Source organism: Streptomyces anulatus (genome assembly GCF_000721175.1).
GTDB classification, from domain to species: Bacteria; Actinomycetota; Actinomycetes; order Streptomycetales; family Streptomycetaceae; genus Streptomyces; species Streptomyces anulatus_C.
Genome location: NZ_JOEZ01000021.1, coordinates 107,887 through 120,797, shown reverse-complemented (window position 1 = coordinate 120,797; position 12,911 = coordinate 107,887). Strand labels below are relative to the sequence as shown.

11 protein-coding genes are annotated in these 12,911 nt (G+C 69.9%); 4 read left to right on the top strand and 7 right to left on the bottom strand.

Annotated elements, in window-relative coordinates; genetic code table 11:
• Positions 1-223: 223 nt before the first annotated feature.
• Entirely contained in the window at positions 224-898 is a 675-nt protein-coding gene (locus IG90_RS0124375) for a Crp/Fnr family transcriptional regulator (RefSeq protein ID WP_003967450.1), read from the bottom strand.
• Between the two features lie 370 nt (positions 899-1,268).
• Between IG90_RS0124375 and nth the strand changes: the two genes are divergently transcribed.
• From nth to IG90_RS0124360, 3 genes are all read left to right on the top strand, one after another.
• A complete protein-coding gene (gene nth / locus IG90_RS0124370; protein WP_233436044.1) occupies positions 1,269-2,216 on the top strand; it encodes an endonuclease III in 948 nt (315 codons plus the stop codon).
• A 73-nt stretch (positions 2,217-2,289) separates the two neighbouring features.
• Positions 2,290-3,063: an NUDIX hydrolase gene (locus IG90_RS0124365; RefSeq protein WP_030588394.1), complete on the top strand. Its 774-nt coding sequence runs from the start codon at positions 2,290-2,292 to the stop codon at positions 3,061-3,063.
• A gap of 89 nt (positions 3,064-3,152) precedes the next feature.
• Positions 3,153-4,370: a MarP family serine protease gene (locus IG90_RS0124360; RefSeq protein WP_342447237.1), complete on the top strand. Its 1,218-nt coding sequence runs from the start codon at positions 3,153-3,155 to the stop codon at positions 4,368-4,370.
• Between the two features lie 3 nt (positions 4,371-4,373).
• Here the strand turns inward: IG90_RS0124360 and IG90_RS46110 are convergent, their stop codons facing one another.
• The 5 genes from IG90_RS46110 to acs form a co-directional block, all read right to left on the bottom strand.
• Positions 4,374-4,577: a hypothetical protein gene (locus tag IG90_RS46110; protein WP_073740733.1), complete on the bottom strand. Its 204-nt coding sequence runs from the start codon at positions 4,575-4,577 to the stop codon at positions 4,374-4,376.
• A gap of 114 nt (positions 4,578-4,691) precedes the next feature.
• Positions 4,692-5,729 carry an alpha/beta fold hydrolase gene (locus tag IG90_RS0124355; protein WP_030588389.1) on the bottom strand — a complete coding sequence of 346 codons (1,038 nt, stop codon included), beginning with the start codon at positions 5,727-5,729 and terminating at the stop codon, positions 4,692-4,694.
• Positions 5,726-6,256, bottom strand: a complete 531-nt coding sequence (locus tag IG90_RS0124350) for a phage holin family protein (RefSeq protein WP_030588386.1) — start codon at positions 6,254-6,256, stop codon at positions 5,726-5,728. The genes IG90_RS0124355 and IG90_RS0124350 overlap by 4 nt, the downstream gene beginning before the upstream one ends.
• Before the next feature lie 40 nt (positions 6,257-6,296).
• Positions 6,297-7,709: a Na+/H+ antiporter NhaA gene (gene nhaA / locus IG90_RS0124345; protein ID WP_030588383.1), complete on the bottom strand. Its 1,413-nt coding sequence runs from the start codon at positions 7,707-7,709 to the stop codon at positions 6,297-6,299.
• A 232-nt stretch (positions 7,710-7,941) separates the two neighbouring features.
• The gene (acs, locus tag IG90_RS0124340) at positions 7,942-9,939 is read right to left on the bottom strand and encodes an acetate--CoA ligase (RefSeq protein WP_030588379.1); all 1,998 of its coding nucleotides are present in this window, start codon (positions 9,937-9,939) and stop codon (positions 7,942-7,944) included.
• A gap of 428 nt (positions 9,940-10,367) precedes the next feature.
• On the opposite strand from acs, the gene IG90_RS0124335 reads away from it, so the two are divergent.
• Positions 10,368-11,747, top strand: a complete 1,380-nt coding sequence (locus IG90_RS0124335) for a polysaccharide deacetylase family protein (RefSeq protein ID WP_233436045.1) — start codon at positions 10,368-10,370, stop codon at positions 11,745-11,747.
• A 114-nt stretch (positions 11,748-11,861) separates the two neighbouring features.
• On the opposite strand, the gene IG90_RS0124330 is transcribed toward IG90_RS0124335, so the two are convergent.
• Complete coding sequence (locus IG90_RS0124330; protein WP_030588372.1) at positions 11,862-12,857, bottom strand: ATP-binding protein; 996 nt, start codon at positions 12,855-12,857, stop codon at positions 11,862-11,864.
• Positions 12,858-12,911 lie beyond the last annotated feature (54 nt).

Genomic DNA, 12,911 nt, shown 5'->3' with positions numbered 1-12,911 from the left:
ACCGCCTCGCATCCCCGCTTCGGTGGCGTATCCGCCATCGCGCCGCCACCCCAATGGGGCTTCCGCCACCAGAAACGGGAACCTGCATCCGCGCAGCTATCCCTTGGAATCAATCACCTAGGAGTGGACGGAAGGGCCCCGCGCCGGCCGGACGTACTCCGGTCGGCACGGGGCCCATCGCGTCAGATCGCGTCTGTCACGTCAGTCGCGTACGGGGCGGGGGTCAGCGCGAACGCTTCGCCAGCCGCTCCACGTCCAGCAGGATGACCGCACGGGCCTCGAGGCGAAGCCAGCCGCGGCCCGCGAAGTCCGCGAGCGCCTTGTTGACCGTCTCGCGGGAGGCGCCGACCAGCTGGGCCAGCTCCTCCTGGGTGAGGTCGTGCACGACGTGGATGCCTTCCTCGGACTGGACGCCGAAGCGGCGCGACAGGTCCAGGAGGGCGCGGGCGACACGGCCCGGCACGTCGGAGAAGACCAGGTCGGACATCTGGTCGTTGGTCTTGCGCAGCCGCCGGGCGACCGCGCGCAGCAGGGCGGTGGCCACCTCGGGCCGGGCGTTCAGCCAGGGCTGCAGGTCGCCGTGGCCGAGGCCGAGGAGCTTGACCTCGGTCAGCGCGGAGGCGGTCGCCGTACGCGGGCCGGGGTCGAAGAGCGACAGCTCACCGATCAGCTCGCCGGGGCCGAGCACGGCCAGCATGTTCTCGCGCCCGTCGGGCGAGGTGCGGTGGAGCTTCACCTTGCCCTCGGTGACCACGTACAGGCGGTCACCCTGGTCGCCCTCGTGGAACAGCGCGTCTCCACGTGCGAGGGTCACCTCACTCATCGAGGCGCGGAGCTCCGCGGCCTGCTCATCATCGAGCGCCGCGAAAAGCGGGGCGCGCCGCAGAACGTCGTCCACGAGTTCTCTCCTTGTCGGCCTGTTCAGGGAACCGTGGTCCCCATCATGCCGGACGGTAAAACAGTGCGATCAATCACAAACCAGTTTGACGCACGGGCGTGTCGGACCCTACGGCAGGGGGCCGATCGGGGGTGGATACGCCGTGACAGCGGTGGTTGTCGGTGCCTGGCTCTAGGCTGGCCGGGTGTCCAGAACGCCGGGGAGAGCGCAGGCCGAGGGGGCTGACGGGGTGCCGAAGGGCAATGATTCCGCTGTGGGCGAACAGTCCCGGCCGCGTCCGAAGAATGCCGCGAATGGCTCCCTCGGAGAGGCGCACGGCTCCCCCGGAGAGCGGGGGAAGCCGCTCCGGAAGTCGGCCAGGAGGTCCGCAGTGCCATCGCCATCGTCAACGCCCGCCGAACCCGCTGAACCCGCCGAACCCGCTGAACCTGGAAAGACCGCCAAGACGGCCCCGGCGCGTAGGACAGCCCCGGCCGAGGCGGCCGCGACCACGGCGGCAACGGCTCGCACGGCAGCCGCGGCCAAGGCGGCCACCGCGCGCAAGGCGCCCAAGGCCGAGTCGCATCTCGCGATGGTCCGCCGGGCGCGCCGGATCAACCGCGAGCTCGCCGAGGTCTATCCGTACGCCCATCCCGAGCTGGACTTCCGTAACCCCTTCGAGCTCCTCGTGGCCACGGTCCTCTCCGCCCAGACCACCGACCTGAGGGTCAACCAGACCACCCCCGCGCTCTTCGCCGCCTACCCCACTCCCGAGGACATGGCGGCGGCCGTGCCGGAGGAGATGGAGGAGATCATCCGGCCGACCGGGTTCTTCCGGGCCAAGACCAAGTCGCTCATAGGGCTCTCGGCCGCCCTCCGGGACCAGTTCGACGGCGAGGTGCCGGGACGTCTGGAGGACCTCGTGAAGCTGCCCGGAGTCGGCCGCAAGACCGCCAACGTCGTCCTGGGCAACGCGTTCGGAGTCCCCGGCATCACCGTCGACACGCACTTCGGCCGCTTGGTGCGGCGCTGGAAGTGGACCGACGAGGAGGACCCGGTGAAGGTCGAGGCGGTGGTCGCCGAGATCTTCCCGAAGAGCGAGTGGACGATGCTCTCGCACCGCGTGGTGTTCCACGGCCGCCGCATCTGCCACGCCCGCAAGCCCGCGTGCGGGGCCTGCCCCATCGCCCCGCTCTGCCCTTCGTACGGGGAGGGCGAGACCGACCCGGAGAAGGCGAGGAAGCTCCTGAAGTACGAGATGGGCGGCTACCCGGGCCAGCGGCTCAGCCCGCCCGCCGACTACCCGGGCAAGCCCGCGCCCACGCTGGGGGCCCGGTGAAGGCACCCCTGGATACGGAACGGCCCGGAACGAAATGGCCGGCGACAGGCGTTGAGAAACGACGGGGGTGGCTATGACGCACACGCACACACACGGCACGCACGCACACGGCACGACGCACGCCGGGAACGACCCCGCCGAGGGGCCGGGGCACAGCGGTGGCGGCGGTGCTCCTGACGCGGCCGTCGCCGTCACGACCGACGGCCTGCCCGCATGGCTCGACCCCGTCGCCAGCACCGCCCGCAGCGTCCGGCCTCAGCAGCTCAGCCGCTTCCTGCCGCCCGAGAGCGGGGCGGGCCGGCAGTCGGCCGTCCTGGTCCTGTTCGGCGAGGGGGAGCGCGGACCCGAGCTGCTGCTCATGGAGCGTTCCGGGACCCTGCGTTCCCACGCCGGGCAGCCGTCCTTCCCCGGCGGCGCACTGGACCCCGAGGACGGCGACCAGGCCACCACCGGGCCGCTGCGGGCGGCTCTGCGCGAGGCCGAGGAGGAGACCGGCCTCGACCCCCGGGGCGTACAGATCTTCGGTGTGCTGCCCCGGCTCTACATCCCGGTCAGCAGCTTCGTCGTGACGCCCGTGCTCGGCTGGTGGCGGGCGCCCAGCCCGGTCGGGGTGGTCGATCCGGCCGAGACGGCCCGGGTCTTCACGGTCCCCGTGGCGGATCTCACGGATCCCGTGAACCGGGCCACGGCCGTCCACCCGAGCGGCCACAGCGGCCCGGCATTCCTGGTCGAATCGGCCCTGGTCTGGGGTTTCACGGCCGGAGTGATCGACCGGATCGTGCACTACGCGGGATGGGAACGCCCCTGGGACAGGGCCAGACAGGTGCCGCTCGACTGGCGCGCATGACACGCTGGCTGTCCTGCTGCGCTGCTCCGGGCCGGCCCGGACCCCGTCACCACGACGGGCCAGGTGACGAAACTGCGAGGCTATAGACGGTGAACGTGCTCGACATCCTGCTGCTGCTCGCCGCCGTGTGGTTCGCGGTCATCGGCTACCGCCAGGGTTTCGTCGTCGGCATCCTGTCGGTGATGGGCTTCCTCGGGGGCGGGCTCGTCGCCGTCTATCTGCTGCCGGTCATCTGGGACCGGGTGACGGAGGACGCCGAGGTCTCCACCGCGGTCGCCATCGGTGCGGTCGTCATCGTGATCGTCTGCGCCTCGATCGGCCAGGCCTTCACCACCCACCTGGGCAACAAACTCCGCCGGTACATCACGTGGTCGCCCGCGCGCGCCCTGGACGCCACCGGCGGCGCCCTGGTCAATGTGGTGGCCATGCTGCTGGTGGCCTGGATGATCGGCCTGCTGCTGGCGGGCACCTCGCTGCCGACGCTCGGCAAGGAGGTCCGCAGCTCCTCGGTCCTGCTCGGCGTCGACCGGGTGATGCCCCAACAGGCGCCCAGCTGGTTCCAGGACTTCTCGTCCGTCCTCGCGCAGAACGGCTTCCCGCAGGTCTTCAGCCCGTTCGCCAACGAGCCGATCACCGAGGTCAAGGCCCCGGACCCGGCCCTCGTGGGGAGCCCGGTCGCCGCCCGCGCCAAGAAGTCGATCGTCAAGGTCGTGGGGACGGCCCCGAGCTGCGGCAAGGTCCTCGAGGGGACCGGCTTCGTCTTCTCCGAGCGCCGGGTGATGACCAACGCCCACGTGGTCGGCGGCGTGGACGAGCCCACCGTCCAGATCGGCGGCGAGGGCCGGCTGTACGACGCGAAGGTCGTCCTCTACGACTGGCAGCGCGACATCGCGGTCCTGGACGTTCCCGATCTCCGGGCCAGGCCGCTGCAGTTCACCGGCCCGGACGACGACGCGGAGACCGGCGACAGCGCGATCGTCGCGGGCTTCCCGGAGAACGGCGCGTACGACGTCCGCTCGGCCCGCGTCCGCGCCCGTATCGACGCGGACGGCCCGGACATCTACCACCGGGGCACGGTGCGCCGCGACGTGTACTCGCTCTACGCGACGGTGCGTCAGGGCAACTCGGGCGGCCCGCTGCTCACTCCGGACGGAAAGGTGTACGGAGTGGTGTTCGCCAAGACATCCAGTATCGGGGCGACCCTCCGCCTTGCGATCGCACGCACCAGACGCCGCCGAGCCCGCCCTCCGGGCGGACGGCGCTACTTTCGAAACACGCCCCAGGGCGTTTCCTGGCCGAGCCGGTGAGGGTCAGTTACGGGGGTGGCGGAGCCGTGCGGAGACCCAGCGGGCCCGACGGCGGAGGATGCGCGGAATCCCGAGACGGGAGCGGTGAAGGTCATGCACATCGTGCACCCGGCCCCGAGGGCCGCCCCCCTCATGAGTGCTCACACCGGCTGACGCGGTGGAGCGGCGGTTGCGTGCTTCGTCGGTGAAGTCGTGCGTCCAGCCCATACCCGACGTCTGCCCGTGTCCCAAGGTCGGTAATCGTGCGCGAGTCAGCCAATTGGCCTATGCGGCAGGCAATTGGCTGTTCGTCAGACACGTGTGCCCACGCCGGGCGGGCGGCTACCGATCGGGCTCGGGGTCCTTGAGCCAGTTGATGAGTTCGGTGGAGAAGCCGATCGGATCCTCCTCGTGCGGGAAGTGCCCGACACCGTCGAAAAGTCGCCACCGGTAGGGCGCCTCGACGTACTGGCCGGACCCCGCGGAACTACGGGTGCGGACCGCCGGATCGAGCGATCCGTGCAGGTGCAGTGTGGGCACCCGGACCGGACGCTTCATCCGCCGGTTGAACTGGATCCCGTCCGGACGCGCCATCGACCGGACCATCCAGCGGTACGGCTCGATCGAGCAGTGGGCGGTGGAGGGGATGCTCATGGCCCGCCGGTAGACGTCCAGGGTCTCCTCGTCGGGGAACTCCGGGGTGCGGGGGCCCGCCCAGTCCTGGATGAGGCCCCCCACCAGGGCGGCGTCGTCCGCGAGGAGCTGCCGCTCCGGCAGCCACGGGCGCTGGAAACCCCAGACGTACGAACCGGCCCGCGACTGGGCGAAGTCGGACAGCATGGAGGAGCGCCAGCGGCGCGGGTGCGGCATGGAGGAGACGGCGAGCCGGCGGACCAGCTTGGGCCGCATCACGGCGGCCGTCCAGGCGAGGTAGCCGCCGAGGTCGTGGCCGACCAGCGCTGCGTCGGGCTCCCCGAGGGAGCGGATCACCCCGGTGACGTCGAGGGCCAGGTTGGCGGGGTCGTAACCGCGCGGTGTGCGGTCGCTGCCGCCGACCCCGCGCAGGTCCATCGCGACCGCCCGGAAGCCCGCGTCGGCGAGCGCGGTCATCTGGTGACGCCAGGTCCACCAGAACTGCGGGAAGCCGTGCAGCAGGAGTACCAGCGGCCCCTCGCCCATCTCCGCGATGTGGAACCGCGCACCGTTGGCCGCCACGTCGCGGTGGGTCCAGGGGCCGTCGAGGCGGACCGGCCCCCCGGCGGGAGCGGTCCGGCCCGCGGGGCTCGTGGCGGCCGGGGATGCCGGGGCCGGCGGGGCGGCCGGGCCCACGGGACCCACCGGACCCGTCGGGCCGAATGCGCTGGAATCGGGAACGGTCATGTGGACGAGCGTGCCACAGCGGCGGCCTCGTCCTTACCGGAGCCGCTCTCGATGCTCTTCTTCGCCAGGCTGCTGCCGGAGCGCTCGATGATCGCGTCGGCCGTGATGGACGCGCGCGGGTGCGGCTTGGCGTTCTGCAGGACGGCGGCGGTCTGCTTGGCGGAGGCGATGGACTTCTCCGGCGGCTTGATCTTCTTGAACTTCCGCAGGCCGATGAACCCGATCAGCAGGGCCAGCAGGAAGAAGCCGCCGGCCACGATCAGGAAGGACCAGGCCAGACCCATGCCCAGGTTGTGGATCCCGTACGCGGCCGCGAAGCTCAGCATCGGCATCATGAACAGGAGCAGCACGCCCGCGGCGACGAACGCCACGCTGCCGATCGCCCCGCGCCTGACGTCCTGCCGCACCTCCGCCTTGGCCAGGGCGATCTCGTCGTGCACCAGCGCGGACATCTCGGCCGTCGCCGAGGCGACCAGCTGCCCGATGCTGCGGTCCGCACTGCCCGCGTAGTTGCCGGGGTCGCTCATCCCTGACTCCCTCTCCGTCTTCGACACATCCGATGTCAGATCATGCCGGACTGTTCGGCTTGTCGCGCGCTGCCCCCGCCCGCTCTTCGGCGAGACGGCGGTGTTCGGCCGCCTTGTTCTCAAGGATGGCGGCCATCCGCAGGTGATACTCCGGATCATCCTGCTCGTAGATGTCGGGTACCCCGGAACCGTCCTCGTCCCGCTCCTCGGCCTCGTACAGCTCCTTGTACCTGCGCACCCGGAGTTTGAGCAGCACGCAGGCGAGCAGGGCCGCGATCAGTGAGCCGAGCAGTACGGCGGCCTTGATCTCGTTGATCATCTCCGGGTCGCCCTCGAAGGCGAGCTCGCCGATGAGCAGCGAGACCGTGAACCCGATGCCGGCAAGCGAGGCGAGTGCGAGGACATCGGCCCAGGCCAGGTCCTTGTTCAGCTCCGCCTTGGTGAAGCGGGCGGCGAGGTAGGTGCCGCCGAAGATGCCGACGGTCTTGCCGACGACGAGACCGAGGACGACGCCGAGCGCCTCGGGCCGGGTGAAGACACCCGCCAGCGCTTCGCCGTTCAGCGCCACCCCGGCCGAGAACAGGGCGAACAGGGGGACGGCGACCCCGGCCGACAACGGGCGGACCAGGTGCTCGATGTGCTCGCCCGGGGAGTGCTTCTCGCCCTCGCGGCGGCTGCAGCGCAGCATCAGGCCCATCGCGACACCGGCGATGGTGGCGTGGATGCCGCTGTTGTACATCAGGCCCCAGATGACCAGGGCGAGCGGCACGTAGACGTACCAGCCCCGGACGTCGAAGCGGAGGAGGAGGTAGAAGACGGCCAGGCCGAGGACGGCTCCGCCGAGCGCCATGAAGTTCAGGTCCGAGGTGAAGAACACCGCGATGATCAGGATGGCGAACAGGTCGTCGACGACGGCCAGGGTGAGCAGGAAGGCCCGCAGCGCGGACGGCAGCGAGGTGCCGATCACCGCGAGGACGGCGAGTGCGAAGGCGATGTCGGTGGCCGTCGGAACCGCCCAGCCGTTCGTCGAGCCGCCGCCGACGACCGCGGTGAGGAAGTAGACGAGGGCGGGCACCGCCATGCCGCACAGGGCCGCCACCACGGGGAGGGCCGCGGCCTTCGGATCGCGGAGCTCGCCCGCGACCAGTTCGCGCTTGAGCTCGACACCGGCGACGAAGAAGAAGACGGCGAGCAGTCCGTCCGCCGCCCAGTGCGCCACGGAGAGGTCCAGGCCGACGGCGTCGATGCCGAAGTGGAACGTGCTGACCGTCTCGTACGAGCCGCCGAAGGTGTTCGCCCAGACGAGTGCGGCGACCGCCGCCACCAGCAGCAGCACACCGCCGACCGTCTCGGTGCGGAGCGCCTCCGCCACGTAGTTCCGCTCGGGGAGGGAGAGCCTGCCGAGCAGCGGGCGCTGGGGCGGTGTGGGGGTGGACGGGTTGGGCGGTGCCACGAGAGGGACCTCCAGGTCGGGCGGTGTGAGGGCATGACTGATCGATGTGCCGACCAGACTTCCCGGCGCCCCTGTGGAGATGTTCTCTGGAGTTGTGGGTGGGACGCCCACTCTACCGGGGGCACGAAGAGTGGGATCTTAATAGGTGATCTTCAGACTAAATGTCCGATGGGCACCCGGCGCGTTGCCGGATGCCCATCGGAGCCGTACGCAGGGTTGATTCCGCGGCAGGTCAGTCCTCGGACGAGGAGGACGGCAGCTGGGTGGTGATCAGGTCCATCACCGAGGAGTCGGTGAGCGTGGTGACGTCGCCCAGCTCGCGGTTCTCGGCGACGTCGCGGAGGAGCCGGCGCATGATCTTGCCGGAGCGGGTCTTCGGCAGTTCGGCGACGGGCAGCACCCGTTTGGGCTTGGCGATCGGGCCGAGTGTCGTGCCGACGTGGTTGCGCAGGTCCGCGACCAGTTCGTCGGAGGCGGTCGCGGTGCCGCGCAGGATCACGAACGCCACGATGGCCTGGCCGGTCGTCTCGTCGGCCGCGCCGACCACGGCGGCTTCGGCGACCGACGGGTGGGAGACGAGCGCGGATTCGACCTCGGTGGTCGAGATGTTGTGCCCGGAGACGAGCATGACGTCGTCGACCCGGCCGAGCAGCCAGATGTCGCCGTCCTCGTCCTTCTTCGCACCGTCGCCCGCGAAGTACCTGCCCTCGAAACGCGACCAGTAGGTGTCGATGAACCGCTGGTCGTCGCCCCAGATGGTGCGGAGCATGGAGGGCCACGGCTCGGTGAGGACGAGGTAGCCGCCCCCGCCGTCCGGCACCTCGTTGGCGTCGTCGTCCACGACGGTGGCGGCGATGCCCGGCAGCGCGCGCTGCGCGCTTCCCGGCTTCGTGTCCGTCACACCGGGCAGCGGCGAGATCATCATCGCGCCGGTCTCGGTCTGCCACCAGGTGTCCACGATCGGGCACTTGTCGGCGCCGATGTTCTTCCGGTACCACATCCACGCCTCCGGGTTGATCGGCTCACCGACCGAACCCAGGACACGGAGGCTGCTCAGGTCGAACTTCGCGGGGATGTCGTCGCCCCACTTCATGAACGTACGGATCGCCGTCGGGGCGGTGTAGAGGATCGTGACGCCGTACTTCTGCACGATCTCCCAGAACCGGCCCTGGTGCGGGGTGTCCGGGGTGCCCTCGTACATGACCTGCGTCGCACCGTTGGCCAGCGGGCCGTAGACGATGTACGAGTGCCCGGTCACCCAGCCGATGTCGGCGGTGCACCAGTAGACGTCGGACTCCGGCTTGAGGTCGAAGACCGCGCTGTGCGTGTACGACGCCTGGGTGAGGTAGCCGCCGGAGGTGTGCAGGATGCCCTTCGGCTTACCCGTGGTGCCCGAGGTGTAGAGGATGAAGAGCGGCTGCTCCGCCTCGAAGGCCTCGGGGGTGTGCTCGGCGGACTGCCGGGCGGTGATCTCGTGCCACCAGACGTCGCGGCCCTCGGTCCACGCGGTGTCCTGGCCGGTGCGGCGGACGACGAGGACGTGCTCGACGTTCTCGAAGCGGGAGACGGCGTCGTCGACCGCGGGCTTGAGCGCGGACGGCTTGCCGCGGCGGTAGCCGCCGTCTGCGGTGATGACGACCTTGGCGTCCGCGTCCTTGATCCGGGCGGCGATGGCGTCGGCCGAGAAGCCGCCGAAGACCACGGAGTGCGCGGCGCCGATGCGGGCGCAGGCCAGCATCGCGATCGCGGCCTCGGGGATCATCGGCAGGTAGACGGCGACCCGGTCGCCCTTGCCGACGCCCAGCTCGGTCAGGGCGTTGGCGGCCCGGGAGACCTCGTCCTTCAGCTCCGCGTAGGTGATGGCCCGGCTGTCGCCCGGCTCCCCCTCGAAGTGGATGGCGACCCGGTCGCCGTTGCCCGCCTCGACGTGCCGGTCCACGCAGTTGTACGCGACGTTCAGCTTGCCGTCCGCGAACCACTTCGCGAAGGGCGGGTTGCTCCAGTCGAGGGTCTCGGTCGGCTCGGTGGCCCACGTCAGGCGGCGGGCCTGCTCGGCCCAGAAGCCCAGCCGGTCCGCCTCGGCCTGCTCGTACGCCTCTGCGGTGACGTTGGCGTTGGCGGCCAGCTCGGCAGGCGGAGCGAATTTCCGCTCTTCCCGAAGCAGGTTGGCCAGGCTCTCGTTGCTCACGACTTCTCCCAGTCCCAGGGTGTCCGTTGTGTCCCGGGGCATAGCTCATCAGGCGCGAGGCCAGGTGACAAGAGCCTGCCGGGAATTGGTTTAGACCTGTGTTCTCGTGTATGGGGCCATGATCCCGCTCCGTGGCCGAGGGGCGCCGTACGACGCGTGGCGCACGGCAGTTCCGTCCCCCGCGTGGTGCGCCGAGGGTGATCCGGGGGGGCGATCCCGAGGGTGGTCCGGGGGATGGTCCGGGGGTGATGTGGAGCGGGGTCATCTGGTTGCACGGCCCCGGGGCTCGTGCGGTTCAGGCCGAAGACATCCGGGCTGTTCGTGGCGTTCGGTCCAGTCAGCAACTCTTATAAGTGAATAGGCAGCTTTTCATTCGGTATGTCGCCCTTGCCGCAGGGGATCGCGTGCGAATTTGGCCGCGCCGTGTCGGCACTGCAACGCAAATAACCTGCAAGGAAGAGGGTGGGCGGATGATGGCCGCCACGAAGAGGATCGCCTTGGGCGTCATGACCACGGCCTTGGTCGCCGTTCTCGCCGGCTGCTCCGGGGCCGGATCCGGAGGGTCCGCGTCCGCGGGGTCGGGAGCCGACGCGGAGAAGGGTGCCCACGGCGCCAAGGAGAACCCCCCGGCGGCCGCCGCTCCGAAGAACGCGGTCAAGCTCATCGGGGACGGGTCCACCGCCTTCACCGGGGTCCAGCCGAAGATGCCGGCAGTCGAACGCCTGGCGCCCGGTCAGAAGCCTCCGCAGTTCGTGGTGTTCTCCTGGGACGGTGCCGGAGAGGACAGCCAGAAGCTCTTCTCGCACTTCCGCGGCGTGGCCAAGAAGTACAACGCCAACATGACGTACTTCCTCAGTGGCGTGTACCTGCTGCCGGAGGAGAAGAAGGACCTCTACAGCCCGCCCCAGCACGCGCCGGGCCGTTCCGACATCGGGTTCAACGACACCGAGGGCATCCGCAACACCCTCGCCGAGGTTCGTGCCGCCTGGCAGGAGGGCAACGAGATCGGCACCCACTTCAACGGCCACTTCTGCGGCAAGGACGGCGGCGTCGGGACCTGGTCCGTCGATGAGTGGAAGAGCGAGATCAGCCAGGCGAAAGCTTTCGTCAAAAGCTGGAAGACCAATGCTCCGGAGCTGAAGGACGAGCCCCCGCTCCCCTTCGACTACGACAAGGAACTGGTCGGCGCGCGCACCCCCTGCCTCGAAGGTCAGAAGAACATGGTCGCCGCCGCCCGGACCATGGGCTTCCGCTACGACTCCAGCGGCGTCGGCAACCAGGTCTGGCCCCAGAAGAAGGACGGGATCTGGGACATTCCTCTCCAGCTCGTCCCGATGCCGGGCCGCGCGTTCGAGACCCTCTCGATGGACTACAACTTCATGGTCAACCAGTCCGGCACGGCCACCCAGGGGGACCCCTCCCAGCACGAGTACTGGGGGAACCAGATGCGGGACGGGCTGCTTCAGGCCTTCGACCGCTCGTACAACGGCAACCGGGCGCCCCTGATCATCGGCAACCACTTCGAGTCCTGGAACGGCGGCACCTACATGCGCGCCATCGAGGAGACCATCGCGAAGGTGTGCACCAAGGAGGGCGTGCGCTGTGTGTCCTTCCGGCAGCTCGCCGACTGGCTGGACGCGCAGGACCCGAAGACGCTGGCCAAGCTGACCACGCTCGGCGTCGGCGAAGCGCCCGAGTCGGGCTGGTCGTCCTACCTCGGCACCCAGCCGGCCGCCGCCGGGCCCGCAGACCGGGGCACGGAAAGGGCCCCGGAAGGCGACGCCGACAGGACCCAGGAAAAGGCCCCGGACGAGAGCGAGGCGGGTTCGGCCGGCCGCGACGCCGGCTGATCGCACCACCTCGTTCGTCGGCCGCTTTCCGGTGGCCGACGAACAGGGGGGTGGGCGACGAACGCGGGGGCGGCGACCATGGGACCGACGGGCGTGGTGGCCCCGCGTGATGCCTCAGGTGGGTGCGGACACGGCCGCCCCGGCGTGCCGTTCGTCGAGCACGAAGGCGGGGTCGACCTGGGCGGCCAGGTCGGCGCCGGTCTTCTCGTTGCCCCAGCTCTCGGCGTTCTTCAGGTGGAAGTGCACCATCTGGCGCGTGTAGCGCTCCCAGTCGCGCAGCCCGTACGAGTCCTCGGCGGCGTCCTGCAGCGCTTGCAGGGCCATCCGGTTGTCGGCCTCCAGCAGCTCGAACCTGGACGGCCGGCCCTTCTCCATCGACCGTACCCAGTCGGAGTGACCGATCCCGATCAGCAGGTCGTCGCCGACCTCCGCGCGCAGGAACTCCAGGTCGTCCGGGCCCTGCACCTTGTTCCCGACGACCTTCAGAGCGACGCCGAAGTCGCGTGCGTACTCCTTGTACTGGCGGTACACCGACACCCCCTTACGGGTCGGCTCCGCGACCAGGAACGTCATGTCGAAGCGCGTGAACATGCCCGACGCGAACGAGTCGGAGCCCGCCGTCATGTCGACCACGACGTACTCGTCGGGACCGTCGACCAGGTGGTTGAGGCAGAGCTCCACGGCCCCGACCTTGGAGTGGTAGCAGGCCACGCCGAGATCGGATTCCGTGAAGGGGCCCGTCGCCATCAGCCGGACGTCCCCGTCGTCGAGCCGCACCGTGCGCGCGCAGGCCTCGAAGATCGGGTTGTCCTCGCGGACCCGCAGCAGGCGGGAGCCCTCGCCGGGCGGAGTCGTCTTGATCATCGTCTCGGCGGAAGCGATACGGGGGTTGGCGCCCCGCAGATAGTCCTTGATGAGGGGGAGGTGCGCGCCCATGGCGGGCAGCGCGGCGGCCTCCGCATCGTCCAGGCCCAGAGCGGCCCCCAGGTGCTGGTTGATATCGGCGTCCACGGCGATGACGTGGGCTTCGTTGGCGGCGAGGTGGCGGATGAAGAGCGAGGACAGCGTGGTCTTTCCGCTGCCGCCCTTCCCGACGAAAGCGATCTTCATGTTCACCTAGGGTAGCGGCTCCATTGCGGTGTGCTGTCATCGTTCGTGAAGAAG

What these genes read in the sequence shown, in the direction of transcription:
- IG90_RS0124365 (WP_030588394.1), top strand. Translation starts at nt 2,290, where the DNA reads ATGACGCACACGCACACACACGGCACGCACGCACACGGCACGACGCAC.
- IG90_RS46110 (WP_073740733.1), bottom strand. Translation starts at nt 4,577, where the DNA reads ATGGGCTGGACGCACGACTTCACCGACGAAGCACGCAACCGCCGCTCC.
- IG90_RS0124355 (WP_030588389.1), bottom strand. Translation starts at nt 5,729, where the DNA reads ATGACCGTTCCCGATTCCAGCGCATTCGGCCCGACGGGTCCGGTGGGT.
- IG90_RS0124350 (WP_030588386.1), bottom strand. Translation starts at nt 6,256, where the DNA reads ATGAGCGACCCCGGCAACTACGCGGGCAGTGCGGACCGCAGCATCGGG.
- acs (WP_030588379.1), bottom strand. Translation starts at nt 9,939, where the DNA reads ATGCCCCGGGACACAACGGACACCCTGGGACTGGGAGAAGTCGTGAGC.
- IG90_RS0124335 (WP_233436045.1), top strand. Translation starts at nt 10,368, where the DNA reads ATGATGGCCGCCACGAAGAGGATCGCCTTGGGCGTCATGACCACGGCC.
- IG90_RS0124330 (WP_030588372.1), bottom strand. Translation starts at nt 12,857, where the DNA reads ATGAAGATCGCTTTCGTCGGGAAGGGCGGCAGCGGAAAGACCACGCTG.